General features: G+C 48.6%; 11 protein-coding genes. All 11 read right to left on the minus strand.

Annotated features, from left to right (window positions below; all coding sequences use genetic code 11):
• Positions 1–6: 6 nt before the first annotated feature.
• The 11 genes from ACF8D4_RS00155 to ACF8D4_RS00205 are packed head-to-tail and all read right to left on the minus strand — an operon-like array spanning position 7 to position 21,150.
• Complete coding sequence (locus ACF8D4_RS00155) at positions 7–519, minus strand: hypothetical protein (RefSeq protein ID WP_392468000.1); 513 nt, start codon at positions 517–519, stop codon at positions 7–9.
• Entirely contained in the window at positions 512–3,934 is a 3,423-nt protein-coding gene (locus ACF8D4_RS00160; RefSeq protein ID WP_392468003.1) for a TM0106 family RecB-like putative nuclease, read from the minus strand. The genes ACF8D4_RS00155 and ACF8D4_RS00160 overlap by 8 nt, the downstream gene beginning before the upstream one ends.
• 6 nt (positions 3,935–3,940) lie before the next feature.
• Positions 3,941–4,993 (minus strand): hypothetical protein, encoded by a 1,053-nt coding sequence (locus ACF8D4_RS00165; RefSeq protein WP_004748892.1) that lies wholly within the window; start codon positions 4,991–4,993, stop codon positions 3,941–3,943.
• 9 nt (positions 4,994–5,002) lie between these two features.
• The gene (locus tag ACF8D4_RS00170; protein ID WP_392468006.1) at positions 5,003–6,445 is read right to left on the minus strand and encodes a hypothetical protein; all 1,443 of its coding nucleotides are present in this window, start codon (positions 6,443–6,445) and stop codon (positions 5,003–5,005) included.
• Positions 6,435–7,856: an SMEK domain-containing protein gene (locus tag ACF8D4_RS00175; RefSeq protein ID WP_392468009.1), complete on the minus strand. Its 1,422-nt coding sequence runs from the start codon at positions 7,854–7,856 to the stop codon at positions 6,435–6,437. The genes ACF8D4_RS00170 and ACF8D4_RS00175 overlap by 11 nt, the downstream gene beginning before the upstream one ends.
• A 40-nt stretch (positions 7,857–7,896) precedes the next feature.
• A complete protein-coding gene (gene brxL / locus ACF8D4_RS00180) occupies positions 7,897–9,936 on the minus strand; it encodes a protease Lon-related BREX system protein BrxL (RefSeq protein ID WP_268905140.1) in 2,040 nt (679 codons plus the stop codon).
• A gap of 29 nt (positions 9,937–9,965) precedes the next feature.
• The gene (gene pglZ / locus ACF8D4_RS00185) at positions 9,966–12,590 is read right to left on the minus strand and encodes a BREX-1 system phosphatase PglZ type A (protein ID WP_392468013.1); all 2,625 of its coding nucleotides are present in this window, start codon (positions 12,588–12,590) and stop codon (positions 9,966–9,968) included.
• On the minus strand, positions 12,587–16,228 hold the full coding sequence (gene pglX / locus ACF8D4_RS00190; protein ID WP_392468015.1) for a BREX-1 system adenine-specific DNA-methyltransferase PglX: 3,642 nt from the start codon (positions 16,226–16,228) through the stop codon (positions 12,587–12,589). Before pglX ends, pglZ begins: the two co-directional genes overlap by 4 nt.
• 12 nt (positions 16,229–16,240) lie before the next feature.
• The gene (gene brxC / locus ACF8D4_RS00195; RefSeq protein WP_392468017.1) at positions 16,241–19,900 is read right to left on the minus strand and encodes a BREX system P-loop protein BrxC; all 3,660 of its coding nucleotides are present in this window, start codon (positions 19,898–19,900) and stop codon (positions 16,241–16,243) included.
• A 45-nt stretch (positions 19,901–19,945) separates the two neighbouring features.
• Entirely contained in the window at positions 19,946–20,569 is a 624-nt protein-coding gene (locus ACF8D4_RS00200) for a DUF1788 domain-containing protein (protein ID WP_392468019.1), read from the minus strand.
• Entirely contained in the window at positions 20,539–21,150 is a 612-nt protein-coding gene (locus tag ACF8D4_RS00205; protein ID WP_268905145.1) for a DUF1819 family protein, read from the minus strand. Before ACF8D4_RS00205 ends, ACF8D4_RS00200 begins: the two co-directional genes overlap by 31 nt.

Here is a 21,150-nt window from a genome sequence, read left to right on the forward strand (position 1 = left end):
GGCTGTCTACTTAACTATGGCTAGGCCGTGATCGTAGATAAAACTTGATTGGGGTACAATCTTTATCCTCTGGAGACCTGAAATTGTAGTCCCGCGAAGTATTCTAAAGTTGTCATAACTAATAATAGCAGGGGTGCCTTCATGATCACTCAGTTCTATTTGCCGTAGTTCATCAAGAACAAACATCAATCGCTTTTCGCCATCCTTACGAGGAGTTATATCAACCAGCCTCCCATCTGGATGACGCCAAACAGTATGGAACTGAGCTTCTATGAAGTCATTCTTCGTGTCCTGGCTTATAATCCATCCATGAGTAGCCCCGCCCCCATGATAATTGCACATAACCCAAACATTAAAATGGCAATTATCTGACTCAGGCCTGAAGTGATCTGGCTTTTTATACTTCAGGAACTCAATATTTTTCTCGGGCAATTGCAATTCAGAAAGCAAACGTCTGACAGCCGAATTAACTTTCTTTGGAGACTGGGATTTCAGCTTGAGACTATTTAAGTCAGGCATTGCTTTCCACCATCTGAGATAAATGTAGGAGCTGGCAGAAGATATTGACCTTGGCCTGCTGGCTCACACTGTTCGCCGTACTATTGGCCAGTGACGGATTGCCAACAATGACAGCCAAAGTCTGAGCCCTGGAGATGGCAACGTTGATCCGATTCTTATCAAAGAGAAAATCCATGCCGCGTGGGGAATCATTGGCATCGCTGGCACACATACTGAAAAATACCACCGGCGCTTCTTGCCCCTGAAACTTATCAACGCTGCCAACTTTGGCATTTGGCCCTAATGCTTCTCGGATTTTATTAACCTGAAAGTTGTAGGGCGCTACGAATAGCATGTCATCCCAGCCGATCGGACGCTTTTTACCGCCCTTGTCGCAAAACTCCCGGCCCAATATATCCTGAACTGCGTGCTGAATGGCCTCTACTTCCTCATCGCTGGCTTGCGTATTTCCTTCGTGTTCGACCGGAATAAAAATAACACCGGCTTCCTTATTTATCGCCCCCGTATATCCGATAGGTACGGTGATTATCTGCTTGTCATTGTCTGGGTGCGAATGCAGCTTCCCTTCGTAGATGGCCTCACTAATAAATCGGTTAACCGCTGAGTGCATCCGATAGGTTGTTTCCAGGAACACGCCTCTGTCTTCCGAGATTGTTGGGGTGTGGTGAAGCAGATAGTCCAACGTGGACAGGCCGCTTTCCCCCGGATGAGTTCCTTGCGCCGGTTGCCCTAGCTGCATCTGATCACCCATAAGGATAATGTTGCTGGTTGCACGACTCATAGCAATCAGGTTGGCCACTGAGACTTGTCCAGCTTCATCAACGAACAGGTAATCGAACTGTCCCTGTAGATCATCCCTGGAGAAACCCCAGGCCGTGGTGCCAATGACGCAGGCCTGTCTGGTATAGCTTGCAATGTCCTTGTTCTGAAGTACCGAAATCCCTAACGCCTGAATTTCATCGTCAGTATCTTTCGTGCAACCGAAGAACGCCTCAATTCCCTGGTCCATGCAGTATCTGGCGGTTCCCACCAATAAATTGTTGATTGCCTTGTGGGAGTTTGAGCTGATACCCACCCTTTTGCCTTGCCGTAGAAGCTCGGCAATAACATGCTTGCCTGTGTAGGTCTTACCGGCACCTGGTGGACCTTGTATTGGCAGATAGGAGTTATCAAGGCTGGCAATGGCCTGAACGATTTGGGTCAACCGCTCTTTCGGGTTATGGCTCGACGCGATCGGCTGACCAGGTTGAAGGCCTTTGATTCGTGGAAAATCGCGCTTCAGGAAATCCACGATCGCACACTGGCTCAGCGAGCCTGCCTCATACTCTTTGACTACAGCCTCTATGGACTGCGGGATTGGATCAGGTCTTACATATTCATCAGGAACCAGGGTAATAATGGATGGTGGCTCAGCCTTGGCCTGAACGGTGATAATACCTTCCCCAAGATTGGTAAATTCAGGTAAGAGTGTCACCTTCAAGCGCTCTCCCTTGTCATTCTCCTCTCCGAGGACATAGAAAGAGGTTGTATTGGCCAGTTTAAATTCCTGATTCGGATTGAACTGGTACTCGTAAGCCAAGTTTCGAGCTCTCGATGAAGGCTTAAATGGCTCCGCTTCTGACCTTTCACATGCTGCCAGACAATCCAGGTCATCAATCAGGTCAATTTCAGTGAGGCCAAGGCGATCAAATAGCCTCCAAAAAACCGGCTTAGATTCCCGCCGATGAAATTCCAATGACCAGGCTAGATTCTCTGTCACTGAGGAAGTGATGGAATCACTGTCCTTGGTGGACTCCGCTTTCTCTAACAGACTATCCCGTAGCTTGGCTCGCTCAGTGATTTCCTCTGGCACATCCGGTTCGACAACCTCCGTTCTACCAAGGTAAGCAATACCATGCTCTGCCTGCCGTTCTCGAAGCCATGCCACCAGCTCCTGAGTGCTATTGCAGTCGTCAATGTTGTAGTCTCGGATGTCGTTGAGGATCTTCGATGTCTGCCAGGTGAGACCATCAGGGTTTTGCCGCCAGTTTTCGTAAACAACAACGGAGTCACCTCCGGAACCCACTTCGGTCTGGCGCTTCCCTCTATACAAGTGCTCGACGTTCTTGATGGAGTATTTCGGCTCTCCGATCAATAGGCCGCTTTTAACGATTTTATAAAGGTCAACGAATACCTCATTACGCAAAAGCTGATCGACTTCGTATTCACAAATGCCATATCGGCTCATAAGCTTGCGGCACGCAGCGATCTCATAGTTCGCATAGTGGTAGATGTGCATTTGAGGGTCTGCCTGCCACCGTGCGTACACCCACTCTATGAATTCCTTAAAAGATCGCCTCTCCTCTTCTGGCGTGTGCGCCCAGAAGTCTTTGAATTGCCGCTCACCGGATTCATCAAAATAAGTGTTACCCCAAAGATACTCCAGTCCACCATCGACTAATGGGAAACCCTCGATGTCAAAAAAAACATCAAGATCCGAATGAGGTGGCAAAAGCGAGAACCCCTGCTTCTTCCCTTGCTCAGGTACCAGCACTTCAAACAACGGGGTTTCCCGTCCTTCGCTGGCCTTCTGAATCTTTGCCTGGGCTTTCAGCTTTTGAAATACGGCCACGCTGATACCTGGTACACGCTCTAATTCTGTATTGGCGAGCTCTGCCATTGTCTTGATACCGACTGCACTGAGCTTTTTGATCTGAGAGCGCGTTATCGTTGCAACCTGCGATGGATGATCCGCTTCCTTCAGTAGTTGTTTGGCATAAGTCTCCCAATTGCCCCAGGATTTAGAATCAGCAGGATCAGGACGTTGGGAAACTTCAAAATTATTATGTGCCTTTAGAAAAGCGTCTCGGATGGACTGGTAATAATAGAAATAGTCGTCTGTACGCAGACGTTCCCGTTGTCCATCACCGAGTACAACCACAAAGTCTTGAGAGCGTCTGCCCTGGATACCTTCCAGTAGGTCTTCGTAGCAGCAAAGCTGGACCGTGAAGTAGGGTTTGAGAGTTTTCGATAACTTGGTATCCCAAACCTCATAGTGGTATTCGCCAAGACGGCTTTCCCCTGGAACTTTAACCAGAAAATCAGCGAAGCCTTTGAATGCTCCTCGACTCAGGCAAGCTTGAAATATGACCTCTGCGCCAGACTCCATCGCAGTAACCGTCGCGGTTTCCTTATCAGGCGAAGAACTGATGTCTGCGACATTAAGTCCTTGAGCAATGAACGCCTCTAAAACCGCTTTTTCATGCTCACCGCCTTTCTCCTGAAGCATGGCCATCATGCCATCGCCTGGATCTCGCTCTGGAATTTGATCGGGAGCAACAATGGCTAAATGCTCCATCCATGAAGCAAATGGACTCTCCATGAAGAGGGTTAGATCGGATGGAGAATACATTAACGTTCCGTGTTGGATATACATTCGCTCTTACTCCCGCTCGATACTGATGTTCTTTTCAGGGTACTTTGCACTAAGCAGATCCACCGCCTCCAGCGTTCTTACCCCCCACTGATTGGTCATGGCATAGGTCTTACCGTCAATGTGAAATAGTTCCTCCTGCTTGCAGAAATAACGCTTGGTCTTCGGTAGCTTTCCCCCTGTATCGAGCGTCATTAACTGTTCTGCGAATTGCTCTTCATCGAGTGAGCCATCAAAGCAAACGAAGAGATTCCCTTTTCGCCAGCTAACAATATCCGCGACCTCTTCTGGCTTGGCTCCACCTTGGATGACTTCACTAACCAGTTGGTACATAAGATTACGCTTATTCAGACCGTGGTGGTCACGCCCTCCAATCGAGAGAGTGAATTTTGAGAAATCGCGAGATGACGTTCTGGACTGCTGCTCTTTCTGCTTCTTCTGTCTCACCTGGACCTGAAATTGTTCGGTCTCAGGTAAAGGGATAACCTGCTGAATGTCCAACAAGATTCGTTGCCCGTCGTAGAAGGGCTCCATCTTGACGCAACGAATATCAATTCCCTTGTCGTTAAGCCATAGCACCGCACTGGTAAGCTCTTTAGAAAACTCGGCTGATGCCAGAACAATCCGGACATCCTGTGCAAAAGAATCCTCATCTGGCTCTTCCCAGTCGAGGAACTCAAGGATTCTTTGCTGAGCATCTTCTTCCGATCCGATACTGGTCAGGAAGGACTTGTGGGCCTCAACAACCTGGTCAAAGGTCATAGTTGAGATCATCGCACTATAGCGAATAGCCTGGAGCTCCATATGCCCACCGTCTTCAGTGCGCTTCAGCTCAATAACAACCAGATTGGCTTCTTTGTCGATGCAAAGCAGATCAATCCGCCTCCGGCTTACGTCCCAATCGCCGAACTCTTCCGCAATCACCATTGTCTGGTCGGAAATGATCTCGATCTGGTCTCTCAACAGTCGCTGAATATCCTGCCGCTCACGGATACCCCGGTCAGCAAAGGTTGTTTTCTGTAGGCGTTTAATACCAGTATCGCTCAATTCATAAATTGGCATGGGACTCCCTCACATGTAGAAGCTATAACTGACTTGCGGCTTCTCGTTAGCCTCAACATACTTCATGATTTCACCAACTTTCCGCGAGCATTCCAGTGTGATCGGATACCGTCCGTCAAATTGCGTGTTGTTCCAGTTCATCTTGGTCAGCCCGAGTACTTCTTCACATAAATCTTCCAACGAAGAGTCGTGTTCAAAAGCTCTGATTTCCAGTGGAGACGGAACATACATCCCCGGATAGGTCTTGTAAAAATTGACCGCACCTTTTGTATAGAGAATGGCCTTGCTTTCCGATAGTGATAGCAATGTTCCCCTCACAGGGGGATACTGTTCGTAGCTGTAGAGACGGACTTTGGACTCCATAATGGTTACGAAGTCTTTCATTCGTATACCCTTGCTTTCTATTGCCCTGGTAAAACCCCGTATCTCTTCTTCCCGGAATTTGCTGGACTTGTGAATGACAATCCGTGCAGGCATTTGCATCAAAGCGTGGTCATACTCATTTAAAGCGTTCATTAACAACTCGAACGCTTGCTCCTCGTTCATGTACGGTCGGCGGTCTCTTTTATCTAACTGAACAGGAGCTCCCCTGAGAATTACGCCATGTCCAAACTCATCAAAGACCTGCGCCAAACTGGTTGATACGGTCTCATTGTCACGACTTTTATAAAATCCAATTCCGACATAGCAAGTCTTAGGCTTATGTGTTTCCTCCACCAATCGCCACGGAATTGTTTTGTTCCCCTTGTAGTAAAGGGCTGTACAAAAATTCCACGCTCTCGTCGCATCATCCTGTTGTCCCTTATTACCGGTATCAATGGACAATGACTTCTCTAAAACAAGCTGTAGCGGCTTACCCAAATGCATAGTCTTCGCTTTCAGTAGTCGGCGGAAGTTATGCTCTAATGAGTTCTTGGATTTGTCATCGTTCGAGTCGCCATCATAGTTTTCTGGATCTTCATCCTTTCCCTTCTCCTTGGTCAGCGCATCGAACATATCATTTGGGATAACGCAAATAATGACATCCACAGGCCGATGCTCGGCAAGAAACCGGATTTGATCGAAGTAAAGATCAACACATACCTTGACTCGCTCTTCCCTGGATTGAATTTTCAGCGTTTTGTTTAGCTCTGACTTCTGGATTGTTCTGGTTAGAGTCGGTCCATACAGAAATTTTGCATAGAAACCGTGATGCTGTGTGAATCCCCCAAACCCTCTGAACAGATTGGAATATTTTGACTCCTTCCCCTCTATTCCTTCTTGGCATTTTGCTATCCAGAGATCTAACAGATCTACACCTTCCCCGCGTCCAACGATTCCCAGTCTCAACTCGCTTTGCCGGAATTCATCGTTTTTGTCATATACGCCAAGGGTTTCAATGCCTGCTTTTGGACAGATGTGTGTTCCATTGGCAAACTCCAGCTTCGGCTCCTCAAGAATCTTAATTTGCATTGGCTTCCTCCTCTTCCAACACTTCTTCCAGCTCGTCGTTTTCTTCGAGGGATATGTTGGACAAACATTGGAATTCGACCAATTCGCCAAATGAGATCAAATCGTTATCATTACGGCTATTAGCAAGGAAATACCCGATGAATCTAACTTGATCTCTAACGGAATTGTTATGCTCAAGACGCTTCTGCTTTGAGAGAAGATCATCATGGAATCGATTGCGCTTATACAGATTCCATGTGTAGTACCAGCTAGGGGTAACAGTGGCATACCACTGTGAGTCAACATCAATGAATGAGATGTCAAATGCCAAGTGCTTGAAGAAGGCTACTTTTGTTGGGTCTTTCGTCTGGTACTTCTTTTCAAAAACTCTTCTTCGTGAGAGCTTTTTACCAACCCATTCTTCCCTTCTCTGATCAGAGTCTTTTTCATCAGGCAAAAAGTAAAATTGATTTTGTTGCTTACTCCAATTTACATTGAACGCATGAAGCTGATCCCGGAGTGTATCCTTCATCAGATACTTGAATAGATTCTGATATTCAACGAGTTCATGTTGTGAAATATCTTCCGTCGTGAGCTCTTCGATGCTTCCGACGTCTACTATGGATCTGAAAGCCGACTCACGCTCCATGTCATAGAACGTGAAAATGCGATTCTCAAATATCGCCCAGCCATGACAATCTAACCCAGCGAGCTGTAAAGCCAGTCTCACCAATAGATGCTTGTTAGGGCGTCTCCCGTTGTAGTTTAAATCGCGCTTGGCCGCTGCAATTGTGCTTTCTTCGTCGATGCACAATTCGGCTACATACAATTCCTTTGGAGGTGTAACCTCAATGAGATTTGAAACTAAGATATACGGAGCATTCTCGGGCGCGTTTAACTCTTTGACCGATGCTTCTACATCTCCTAGTATCGTGCGAAACTCCTGCAACATTCTCTCTTGTGCTGGCAATCGTAACCCGGTTATTTGAGCCAAAATATCGCCAGGATCAATGATGTGCTCCTTTGCATCAAAGCGTATTTCATCACCAATGACGTTATCAATCGCATCCTGAGAGTAGCTTTTCTGCTTAGAACGCAGCGTGAATATATAGAGCTCGTCAAAGGCATTCTTGTAATTGCGTTTCTTAAACTGCTCCAAGGTCGATTTGACCTTCTCAATGTCTGTGGACGAGGTTACTTGGAAGGCAACCCGGTCCTGCTCATCTCCTAAATCAATGCCGGGAAAGTTCTTGTGTTTTCTATTCAGATTCACAAGATTCGGGCACTGGTATACCTCCTTCAGGATAGGTATCCAGGCATCTTCAGAAATCAGGTTAACATCAAGCCTTCCTTGCTTCGTTGCCAGATCAATCTCGGTTATCAGCCTGCTGACAACTTCTCGTAATTGATTTTCGATTTCAACCTGTTTCATGAACGTCCTTCTAACCCTGATTTCATTTCGATGCTTTTCATTAATCCACCCCAAGCGCCTTAAACACCGCATCAACCGGATCGGCGTAAAAGCTTGTCTGGAACTTGGTAAACAGTTCAGCCGGAATTGTTGGGATGTCTGCTGCACTGCTCATTGGCAAGGCCACTTTCTTGGCCCCTGCATCAAAAGCGACTTGGAGGCACTCAGCGAGGCTTTCTACCGGTGTAACGGAACCGCCGAGACTCATATCCCCCAGCACCACCATCTGGTTCTGAAGAGGCTTACCAAGGAGGCCTGACGCAAATGCAACAAGACTGGAGAGGGCCAAGTGGCTGAATGGCCCCGTGTTCTGAAGCTCGACTGCGTGCAAATGGAAGTCATGTTCACCCACTTTACTCCCGCCGCTGATCCTAGAAGCGTTCGCCTTGAAGTAATCAAAGGCAATCTTCACCTGCTCTTTAGCTGCACTGGAGTTCCATAGCCCGGATGTGGCCAACTTGCCGGAGCCCTTGGTAACCTGAAGTTCCAGCCGGTATAAGCCAGGCATCCCTTTGTTGCTGAGACCAATGGTGTGAAGGAATCCAGGCTTACCAGGGCCTTCTGGGATCAGGCCACCGCCACCCTGCTCTTTGACTGATACGAAATGCTCTTCCAGCGAGTCATTGTCGATGTAACTGAAGTGGACATCGTAGAACTCCATACCACCAATCTTTTTGAGTTGTTCCTTCACCCGACGTCGAACCTGAAGGGCATATTCCAGGCACTGGCGAACATCCTCTTTCTCGAACTGTCCATGCGGGAATAGCAATTTCAGTAGACCAGAAACTGTCTTGCGTACCGCGATCACATCACGCTGGTTCAGGTTGTTCCCCAGCTTGAAGTATTTCTCGATAGCATCTGCGAAGCTGCGTTTGCGCATCTCCCGATAGAACTCTGCCAGGTAGTCAACAATCAATCCGTAACGGTTGGTGAAAAATTCTGGGCGCATTTTGGGGATTTCCCAGCCTGGGATGTAGGCATGGAAACGGTCAAAGAAAGCGGAGTCGATCATGGCATCCGGAAATGGTGCCAGCAGATGACTTGTTTTCACTAAGGACTCAACACTCTGGTTGATGTTGCCCACAAACACCATAGAGGCGGAAGCTTCCATCTGTTCACGGCCTCGGGCAAAGGAACCAGAGGCCATATAGTCCTTCATGATCTGGACACCATCTTTGTCCTTGAAGGAGATCCCGGCCACCTCATCGAAGGCAACCAAGTCCCAAAGCCCGACCAGACCAATTCGGCGTGAACTCATGTTGTAAAACAGGTTGGCCACGGTCGTTTGGCCGCCAGACACCAAAATGCTGTTAGGGGAGCATTCCTTGTAAATATGGCTTTTACCTGTCCCGCGTGGACCCAACTCACAGACGTTGTAGTTGTTCTCAACGAATGGAATCATCCGGGCCAGAATGTGCCATTGCACATCGACACCTAACGCCGCTGGCTCCATACCAACTGACCGTATCAAACACTCGCGCCACTGGTCCGTTGTCAAAGCAGCTCTCCCCTGGAAGAGCTCGTCCATATTCATGTTCGGCATCTGGATTGGCTTGAGCAGTGTTACTCCAAAAGGCGAACCGGTCTGCCCTTCCTCGTGGTAATAACTCAAAGTGGCAATGACCCAGATACCACCCACCAGCAGCTTCTCGTACTCTTTGACGATCCCAGACGAAATTTCAGCGTCCTTAATACCCAGATTGCTGAAAGAGGCCTCATACTTATCCTTGCGCTCATTCAGTTTCACGGTTACCCGGTCGATGACTTTAAAGGTGCCGCGCTCTTTGACCAGAGACTTAACCTTTTCGGCCTCATCAGGACGAACGTAATTCTCAGCCAACACGGTTTTGACGTTGTTCAGCCCTTGCTCGATGATGTCTGGATCATCTGACGCGCAGTACATGCCAAGCAGGTATTCGAGCACATAGACAGGGACATTCGCCCCTTCCTTAATGAGCTTGGTGAGATCCTTGCGAACCACACGACCCGCAAAGTGCTCATTCAGCAGTTGATCTAATTCTTTATCGTTAGCGGATTCCATACTCGGCACGCTCTATCGTCAATTCGTGGTTAAAAGAAGTCATCGGTAAACGCCAGGTCGATGGTGACCTTGTAGCGTTCCATCTCGGTATTCAGATCCTTATCCTTGAGCACCAGGAAGTAATCCTTCTTCCGATCGAAGTCCGTCCCAGACAGTGAGAGTCGCACTTGCTTGACCCGCTCCGCGACCGAATCGGTTGCGCAGTCAAAGGTCACCGTCTCTTCACTGGAGATCTTGCTATCACCGTCGTAGATGGCCACTGACACCGTGACCGGCGTAACCAAATCGCTGACCACTTCGGTCTGCATCAGGTCGAACTTCTGGATGTTGTTCACCATTTTCAGGGTGGACTTGGTAGAAATAACGCCTACTTTTCGCTTGGTACGCTTCTCAGCCTTTTCGCCACGAAGCTGTTTGACGGTCAACACCGGCACGACAATCTCTTGCGGCATAACCCCACCGTGGACAAAACGTGAACCGCCCACGAAATGAAAACGGTTGGCCCCTTTCGGTACCCAGAAATCCGTATCTGACGCTGTTCCGGCTGTTGACTTGGTAGAACCCTTCCAGGCTTCTTTGGTGTCTGGCAGACCAAAGCCCACCACATAGCGCTTCTTGTTCTTCAGGGCATTGGTTGGCTTTTCAGCCAGAGAGGAGCGATCGGCAGCCTCAAGCTTACTTTGCTGGAATAAGAACCCGTGATCTGCCGTGATGAGCACCGTCGATGTGTTGAAGTGCATCAGGATCTTGCGACTCAACTCAGTTAACTCCTCGATGGCGTGTTCAACGGCCATGAAGGTCTCTGATTCCGTCGATGAGCTGTCGCCTCGGGCATCCACCACATTGTGGTAGACATAGACCAGCTCTTGATCTTTGAGGGCTTCCCGCCCTTCATCACGCGACCAGGCCTTGACGGTTTCCGCTGTGACGGCCAGACCGCCATGCGCTGCGAGTATCTTGGTTCTTGCCGCTGTGCCCTTACTGGATTGTCCATCCACAAACACGTCATCTGACGCTGTTTCACGGTACTCCAGCGTTTTATGAGGTAAGAGGGACGCCATCCCCAATGTCGTATAACTTGGGACGACGCCAAGTTGGGAAGACAGAGTAGCTTCAGAGTAGCGCTTGTCGTTGATCCGATCGCGAAGCTCAACTGCTGCCTCATAGCGGAAGGCATCACTGATAATGACCACTACTCGGCGCTTGGTAGCCTTGGAAAACAGCGGTTTTACAAGGCCCTGAAAGAAATCCTGCTGATTAGGTATTCCAGGGAAGCGCCACTGAGAGAGACGTTGCTCCGCCTCAACGCGGTCACCCCAGTTCTTCGCCAGGTTGTCGATGTACCAGTAGGCATAACAATTCTCCACTTCGTCATCGAGCTTCTTCAGGATCTCAACATGCGCACGCTGGGACGCTTCACAGTAATGACGGTAGGCCATATCGAAGCGGTACAGATCTCGCTCATAGGCCTTGTATAGAGCCTCACTCGACTCAAAGTGGAATCCGCTATTATGCTGAATACGCAAGCTGAAGAGGTCGATAGCAGCCTGCAATGCGGTATAAACGGTGCGGTACTTCCGGCGCGTCGTGTCGTCTTTATGCTTGGAAGCCCAGTAGCCGTCCAGGCGCGACGCGATCATCGCGCGGAAACGCTCCAACTCCCCCTTGGGAGCATGAGGAATGGCCACGGCCAGATCGACAATAATCTTCTGCTCCACGGCCTCAAAGGTGACCACATCGCTGAGTTGTTCGGTATCGAATATACCCATCTTGTCTTTGATGCGCAGCGCGATCGCCACCCATCCGGACACGGCATCGAATGCCTTGTAATACCGTGAGCTGTCTCGCCAGCGTGAAAGTAGTGCTCTGGCCGTCGCACGGGAGCTGGCCGAAGACATTACCAATTCTTGAGCCCAGCCGGGAACATCACCGACACTCTCGCAGAAGCCGGTAACCAGCAGTCGGATAAAGAAATGCCCCAGGTTGAACGGGGCTTCTCCCTTCAACTCCTCGACCGCAGCCGGGTAGCCAATTTCGGACTGAAGCGCAGCTACCAATGCCGGGATTAAGTCGTACTTTTCAAGTTCATTCAGTGAAGCTGGATTAGCCTCCAGGCCAAGGTCATCCGCTACCGTCTCTTCTGCCAGCGCCAGGATCACATGAGGGAGATCACAGCTTTCCGCTTTAACCACTGAAGCGATCATGGCCATGTCCAGATCAGACTCATCAAAGTCAGGTTGAACATAGCGTTGCAGTGCCGTCAGTCTTGCCTTGCTGGCAAGGAATTTGTCTCGCTTGGCCAGGTGCTCTCTCAAGCTTTGCTGGTGCAACCCAAGCTCGTTGAAGATGATTGAGAATCGGTCGGCGTAGAAGCATCTGGAGTACAACTTGATGTCGAGCAACCAGTCTTTTTCTACGTCTGGCTCCGCAAATGGGAAGTACAGGAGGTACTTACCGGCCTTGTCTTCCAGCTCCAATTTGAGCTTGGTACCCAATGCTGATTCATTGGCCATGTTGAGGATCTGCACGTCCACAAGAGACAGGGACGGTAGCTCATCCACAAATGATTGCTCCGGATCATACCAGAACACCAGACGATGATTTTCCTTGTAGAAGGCCTGCTCAAGGCCCTCTCGAAGTTGGTTCAGATTCATGACAGAGCCTCCGGAGCCTCGCCGGTAATGGCTTTCACTTCTGCCAGCAAATCACCAAACTTGCCGTAGTTGACCTTTACGCCATCATCCAGATTCAGGCTTATTCTCTGGTCAGCATAGTGGCGTAACTTTTCGTCGAACTCGCTCAACTCAGCCTGCTGCTTGTGCAGTTGGGCAATTTCTTTTTCAAGCCTCTTCACTTCGGCTGCCGAGCCACTGGCTTCTTTATCGTTCTCTAGCTTTTGAGCATAGGCCGCCATCTTCGCTGTCAGGGGAATGACGTACTCAGTACGCATACGCGCCAGCGTACCTTCGTTATACCGGTGCAGATAAACCAGACACTCGAAAGCCTTTTGCTTACCAGAGCTGAACAGCCAGTAGATAGGGCGTTTTTTGTAGGTCTTCAGGTGGTCTTTATAATACTGGGTAGATAGGTACCGACGAATCGTGTCCATTGACGATTCGGACTTCTTCGGCTTAATAGCGTGCAGGCAGAGAGACTCTGCTACAAATTCGAGGTTTTCATGAAGGTGCTCGTCTCCCCAAACTACTTTGACAAAATCACGGAATCGATTGGTTGCATCATCGGGAAACCATTCTTGGTCCGTTAAGGGGATGATTCCATCATCGTCTACTGGAAAAGTATTATATAAACCACTCCGTTTGAGAGATTCGATGCCTTTACTTCCTACTCCAGCAAAAGCAATGCCCCTAACATCGAGAGAGAATCTTCCAAGCATACAGCCAACTGAGAAGCTAACAGCATCTCTAATAACATCTGATGTCATATAGCTGGATACTTCATTACCCACAGAATACATATAATGTGGATTTCTGATTAGTGAAACCTCTTTTCTCTCAACCTTGTAGTCAATACACCCGGATAGTGAGTACGCATCTAATATGAACTTGTTATTCTCTTCTTCTAAGAGTCGAAGCTCTTCACTAAGCTGATCATAATATGATTCGTATTGAGTTACTTTTTCCTTTAAAGACCCACGCGAATACAAAATTGACGAATATGAAAAGTCTCTTGATGTCTCCACTGAATTCCAGTCATCACGAGCAATGCTAATACACCTCTCAGCATTTCTCGACAATTCCTGACTGGCTAATACATCCTTACTAACTGGTATCTTTAGAACATGGCCAAGTTTAAAATCTAAAGTAGGAGCCAGCATGGCCATAAGGTATGTCGTGACCTTTGAATTAAGGAAAGCAACTATCTGATAAAGGTTTTCATTATCTGTAAACCCCATTGGGCCTTTGGCATCAAACATGTATCCTGTTGGAACATAGCGCACACAGAATCCAGCACTTGAGATACCAGACCAAGTGAATCCTTCTTTCAGAGCATACACACCGTTGTAGTTGTGCGACCTAATCCTCCCTGTGATTTTATCTATATTGTTTTTAACCGCTTCTCCTTCATTTTCCCAATCCACTAAAAGATCTAAATACCCAAACCAACGACGTTCTCCGCCTCCTTTATTGTATGGGTACCATTTGCTTTTATCGCCTTTGTTGTGGTCATATATTCGGCTTGAATCCACCTCATACCAGCACCTAATAAACCTCTCATTATCCGCAGTCGCCATTCCTTCTCTAGTTTCAAGAATCTCACCAGCGGGTTGATAGATCTGAAAGGCACTGTAAACGGATTCATATGCCCAATAAACAAACGGGAATCCATCTATTCTTTTAAATCCACGGTATGGGTAACGATATTCATTGTCTCTGCTCATGAAAGTCTTTTGTTTCAAACTTGCATCACCATCGACCAATCTGAAAATGTTAGAAACAAAGCCATCCATAGGCTTTTTGCTGTAAACGAAGGCCGTATTTTGAACAACCTCACCATTTATCTCGGGGAATGTATTGGCTCCCAGATGTAACATATTTAAAAGCGTGTAGTTCGATAGTAACTTCTCTCTGTATTTGTCATATCGAGATATAAACATCCAGGCGTGCATGTTTATTTGAGCATTCAAACCAAAATCACTTAACAAACCAAATGCTCTTTCCATGAATACAGAATAAATATTCTCTTTTACCTCAGAATAATAATTATCAATGTACTTCTTTAACTCTGAATTGAAGTATGATCGCCCCATGTAAGGAGGATTCGCTATGACCGCATCATATTTCTGCGCTAAAAGCACGGCCTGATGTACATAGGGACGCAATTGGGTTGCCGCTACTTTCTGCATCGAATCGCCAGCACCTTCGAGTTCACAAAGGGTAGTGAAAAGCTCCTTCAGACCCTGATAGTCCTCATGAGGAACACTAATTAAGGAACCGAAGGTCTTGGCCTGTTTGAATCGCTCTAAAGTTTTCTGAAGCAACTGGTAGCGGTTATCCGCTGCAAAGGCACTCAGATCCTGCTGCTCTTCTTCAAAGAGTCCTTGCGAGGTGCCACTCTGCCATTCTCCGGTCAAGTTCAATGACCGCCATAGAGACGGCAGATTTACATTAGAGCTTTCCTGTAATGACAAAACATTGAGTCTTATATTGCGACTGAAGATTCGTCGATCGTCCTCTCTCGCCAGCATCATCAACGCGAACCCGGCCAATTGTCCGGCACGGTCATCAATATCAAGACCAAAAAGATTGTTTTCGAGAATGAGCTGCGGAATGTCGCGAGTTCGATAGCCCCTTTCTTCGTAAATCGCTTTAAAAACCTTGTACGCCTCAATTAGTAGGTGACCACTACCGACTGCTGGATCGATGCATGAAAGAGTTTCCGGCTTGAGCTCTTTTGGAACTATCGCAGCAAGCTCTGCTTGTACTTCAGGTGTTTGTTCGGCAGGCTCAATGTAATACGGCATTTTCTCCCGGAGTGGAGAATCGGGATACGTCTGAAGCCACTGACGCCCTACTGAGTTTTGAACCAGGTACTGAACGATCCAGTTAGGCGTGAAAAGCTGTGTCGCGGCTGGAATATCCTCGCTCTTAACGACCTTACCCATGACCTGATCTTTCTTCTCGGAAATATAGAACTGGTAAAGCCAGCCAATAATCTCGATATGGTCCCAGTCTTCATCGGGAACACTGGCAACAAGATCACGAATCAGAGAGTCGGTCTTGGTCAGGTTTTCTGGCAACAGCAGCTCGGACTCATCTGCTACCGCCTCAAATAGGAATGGCATTGCTTGGTGTAAGGCATGGCACTGGGCAAGTAACAGCTCACGGTAAAGCTCTTCGTCTTTGTTGCCATCAAGCTTCAGTTCTCTAACCTTGTCCTGGTCCAGTCCAGGCAACTCGACATCAAGACACTCTTCCAGTATTTGAGACACACCGGCACTGCCGTCAGCCGCGCTCAATACCCGACGTCCGTGGTCAAGAAACCCTTTGCGTTCCATGTAGCGAATAGCGCACAGCCGGTTGAACCAGCTATAGGCTACATGCTCCATTACCTGGTCGAAGCCTTGCTGCTCGATTCGCTTTACCAAGCGTTCACGAGGTTTGATAATCGACGCCGGAAACGGTCTGTCACCAATCAGAACCAGGTCGCCCTTCTGCTCCGCTGGCTCGATTTTCTTTTTGGTAATCCCATATTTCGCAGCCTGTTTACTCATGGCCTCAATAAAGGCTTTACGGGCTTTAGGTGCGTATTTTTTTACGTTGTTGGTGTTCATGTGATTACTTCCTTAGCGAATACGCACGCGCTTTTCATTGCGAACAATGCTCTTCAACTCAGCTTTGAGGGCTTCCACAAACTGGTCGATGGATTCTTCAGTTTCCAAGTACACGCCTTCACAGGTCTTGTTGTAGACGCTGGACACATTCACCTCGACAACTGGTTTAGGCTTAGCAACGGGTGGCTCTGGCTTTGTATTCGGGACCGGTTTGGACGTATCTGCGCCGGTTGGGTCAGCTTGCTGCGCTTTCGCTGCCTGTTCTGCCTTGGCGCGGCGCTCAATCTCTGCCTGAACCGCTCGCTCAAGCTCATACAGACCATCATCAAAGCGTTCGATAGCTGTTTCTGTTTGCAGCATGTAGATACCGGCAATACTGGTCTCCGTCTCTAAATCTGCTTTCACCAGTTGTAGTGGACGAAGTAGCCGGTTACTCAGCTCAGGTGAGCCAATACCACTCTTGGCGATCTCACCTTCAAGCTGTTTGATTTTGTCGTCCACTCGCTCAATGGCATGTGTTCGCTTTTCAGTTAGCAGACGTTCGTTGACGGTTTCTACTGCGCTTACCAGAGAAGCGACCTTGTGCAACATCCCGTAAGGCGCATCTGCTGATTCGATAGATTGCAGTTCCGACAAAGCCTTACTGGCTTCCGCGTCCTTCTCCAACGCCTGACGGTTCTTATCAAAGTGACGAAGTGCCTGCTGAAGCTGCTGCCAGGTGTGGATCTGGTTACTGAAGAATTCGTGGATGTCCCGGTAATCCTCCTCCAGATCGAGATAATCGTCCTTCTTATCCACGACCTGCTTGAAGAAATCGAAGCTATCATCATTACTAAGCAAGCGCTCCAGAGTCAGGATTGACTGCTCAATCACTGTCTTCCCTGGAAAACGGCCCACATCGGTTTTGCTCTTGTAGGATTTGAGGTTGGCCAGCCACTTGCTGAAGTGCTGAGTGTAAAACTCGAACAACTCCTTCTCAGTGGCAGGACCCATTGAAGAGAACAGGTCTTGAGTCAGGTTACGCGCCTGCTTCAGCACTGCCTCATCGGTTTGGCGTTTCTTGATAATTGAGACTTCGCGACGACGGCGTGTATTCTGGAGAGGCTCCAGCGCTTCCCTGACAGGCAGCGTTCCCCCCCCAAGCTGGAACGAGATCCGGCCAGCCGCAGCCAAACGGCCAACAATCAACAAAATCTCAGCATCTGGCCAGCCATACGGTCGCTTCGCGAAACGCTCAACAATGTCTGAAAGCAGGATACGCTCGGTCCCGGTCGCCCTAAGCCCGATGTATTGCTCAACATCGCGGGTTGCCTTTGGATTACCCTCTTCACCTTCCAATGACAGGCCCATTTGTCCAATATCATCGACGGTCAGAACGGCATTAAGCTCGCGCCAAGGGTCTTGCTGGTAGACCTTGATATAGCTCAGCTTGGTGTAAGTATTCTCCAGCAGGTAGCGGCAAGCCTCATCAAGCTTGGTAAGTACATTGGATGAAGATAGAGAAAGATGCTGACCAAGAGCGTAGACCTCCGCTTTCAACAGCATGTCTTCCATCCGGGCACGCAGGCGCTTTTTACGCTCCTGGTTCTCCCGACCACGATCAGCCAAGATACGGGTAATGTCCGCTTGGGTACCATCGTCGTTCAGACGAATAAACTTGTTGGTCTTCAGCCAGGTGCGGAGTTCACTGAAGAACTGCTTATCATCGCCCAGCTTAATAAGGATTTGACCTTCGCCCTCTGCGCTTTTGTTGATGCAGCCAGCCTCAGAGTATTGGCTGTAATCAGTGTCCAGCGGTGACACCACTTCCACTTTCAGGTCAGCTTCATACTTACCGTCCAGGGTATGCCCATCCAGGTAACGGCCAATGCTGTAGTCCATCTTGTTGGGCTGATGCCGGTATTTATTGGTATCTCGCAGAAGGTCTTTGAAAATCAGGTTGCTCAGTTCTTTGTTTTCTTCCGAGCTGGCAACGTCAGTAGCCTTAATCTTCTGAGTAATGTCCCGCTCTTCGTTGGTCAGGAACAGGAACTCATCACCATTACGGGTGATCAGGCTTTCCTTCTCCAGACGCTGAAGGCTCTCCTCAATACGTTTGCGTAGCGCCAGCTTGTCATCGTCGATTTTCTCAATCGACAGGGTGACCAGGTTATCGAGAGTTCCTTTGATCAGGTCTACATAGCGGATCATGAACAATGTGCGGAGCATCTGAACATCGAAACTGTCCAGCGTGGCATTTTCACCGGCCTGATCGATGGTGCGTTTGACGGCTGTATCCAAAAAGCCTTCAACGGCACTATAGAAGCGGTGCATTGGCACGAGAGCTCCCACCTCTTCCTTGGCGATGGAGCTGGCGGCCATTTGGAAGGCGTCCAGCATAGACCGCTCACCGTAAGCCAGGTGCGCCCCTGTGGCCCCGACTTTACGGATCTCCTCAAAAACCTTCTGTACCAACTGGAAGTGGTAAGGCGCAAACGGATAGTTATTGACGAAGCTATCTGGACCATCAAAGTTTTTGAGCGTCGGCCCAGAACGATCGAAGGTAATTTGGTTCTTCAGGATGTCGCCTTTCTGGTCGAAGACGGACTTGAGCATGTCCGCTGCTTCCGGAGTCTTACGCAGCAAGCGCTTCTGGATAACCTCATCGGTGTTCGAGCTGGACAGCGACAACCGGGTCTTGAAGCGACCGGCAATCTTGGAGAAATCGTTGGCTTTGGAAGATGACAGTTCACCCAGTACCGCGTCCATATCGGCCTGAGAGGTTACTATGATCCAGGCACGCCCCTTACAGATGGTGCCCAGGTTTTCCGTGATGGTTTGCAAGGTCAGCATCAGGCGGGTATTACTGCCAATAAACTGACCGACTTCATCCACCAGGAACAGTATCCTGTGTTTCGGATCTTTACTGTCCAGGTACTCTTTGACCCAGTGACAGAAGTTTTCGACGGAGACGCTGAACGTCTCTTCGGATTCTTCAAACCATTTATGGGCAGCATCTGGCGACAGGTTCAATGCCTTGGAAATGGCCTTCTCTACGTCATCTTGGTAGAACTGATACCCGTCTCGTTCCTCAGTCCATGATAGACCGCTGGATTCTTCAAAAGCAGCCTTGAAGGTCTCATAGGCACCTTTCTGTGCCAAATGGCGTTCCATGTGCGCGATGTGCGGGTGATCACCGCTAAAACCCTGGTGCTCATTGAACACTCGCAGGAAGACATTAAGGATAGGGTTGCCGTCATCGTTTGAGCTGGCCTTACTGTCAATATTGAACAGAATGACATCGGAATGACCGCTTACGGCTTTATCAATATCTGCACGAATAAAAGCATCGCGGATCTTGTGTTCATCAAAAAACTCTACTGCGCTGCGTTCGTTACCTTCTGAATCCCGCGCCACCTTGTTGGCCAGAATATAGGATAAGGTCTTCAAGAAGTGCGATTTACCAGAACCGAAGAAACCAGAAATCCACACCCCCACACGGTTAGCGATGGAGGGGTCATTGAGATCGGTACCGTAGGACTGAAAGAAATCCCGAAAATGCTTCTCCAGCTCATTGGTCACCACATATTCATCCAGCTCCTGGTAAACAGTGGCATCATCATCCTGGTCAGCCTTAACAACACCGTTAATTGAGCGATCCAGTGGCTTAAAAAAGAGTTCTTTGATGTTCATAGTGTGTTGATTCCCCTGAAGTTCTTAATAATTGGTCGCCATCGCTTACGGAACCAACCTGAAGGCTCTGTAGTAGTTATTGCTGGGTATTCTCCCGAACAGGCTCATTGCCTGGCCGTTGTATTGGCCGGGATAAAACAGGACGACAGGCTTATGCCCCAACAGTGAATGAAGGCTGTTTAGCAGGTTGTGTGCTCGCAATAACGGCCAAACAGAACCCACTCCAGTAATAAAGATGATGTCCTGCTCGGTAGCGGAATGTTTTTCTGTCAGGTAAGGCGCGAATTTGTCCATGTGCAGCGGCCCTTTCAGGGCTTTCATCAAGGCCTCATCACCTTTGACCTTCTGCATCTCTATGGCTTTATCAACGAAGTTGCGATCGGCAAGATAACCGACCAGGCACTTTAGAAGATTGATGTTAACCACCTTCAATTGGCTATGCTTCTTGGCCAACATGACTTCAAGGAATTCGATGTACTCTCGAACCCCAAGCTCTTGCTCAGGCTCGTAATCAAATATCCAGAAGCCAATTTCATTTCCCAGTCCCTGCCCACTCAAAAACTCTGGGGACAGAATCTTGTCTGGTATCTGATTCAGCCGGTCATGTAGTCGTTGATCCATAGTTGCTCCCAATGCACTTATCGCGTCCATGCCGACACTTCCATGCACTTTTTAATTCTTTGTTTGTAATGCTCTTCGAGCATGGTTTTGACTTCAGGCCTTACCACAACATGCTGTAGTTCAAGCTTTCGTGTGCTCTTCAGGTACCCAACCTCAGCGAGCATACGAAACACAACCTGCCCCATTTTCTTTTTTGTGGATTCCTTCCAGTCACCAATGGCCGGATCTCTATGCGACCGGTCTTCGAGAAAATCCGCCCAAACAAACGCATCGAGATGCTCAGCTCTCGACATGTAGGCATCACGAAGTACCGTCTCCATAAACTCCACCAGCAAAAGATTCCGCTCCAACGCACCACAAAAGGCCACCTGTGTTGCCAGCTCGTCATCACCATCTCTCAACGCTCGCCAGAACTCTGGCTCCAGGCGCTCAAGTCGTTTGCGAATAGCGGTGGCATTTCGCTTTGCTGACGTTGGCGTGCGTTTTTGCAACACGTTCTCTACACGAATTGCTTCATCCCACTGTTCAGGTGTTACGCCGTCCATTAGCAAACCAGCAACGATACGGCTTTCTCTCACCATGAGGGAGCCACCCGCCATGTCGCTGTCATAATGGAACTGCTTTATCAA

Origin of the sequence: Shewanella sp. YQ_9 (genome assembly GCF_043103185.1) — a bacterium.
Classification (GTDB): Bacteria; Pseudomonadota; Gammaproteobacteria; order Enterobacterales; family Shewanellaceae; genus Shewanella; species Shewanella algae.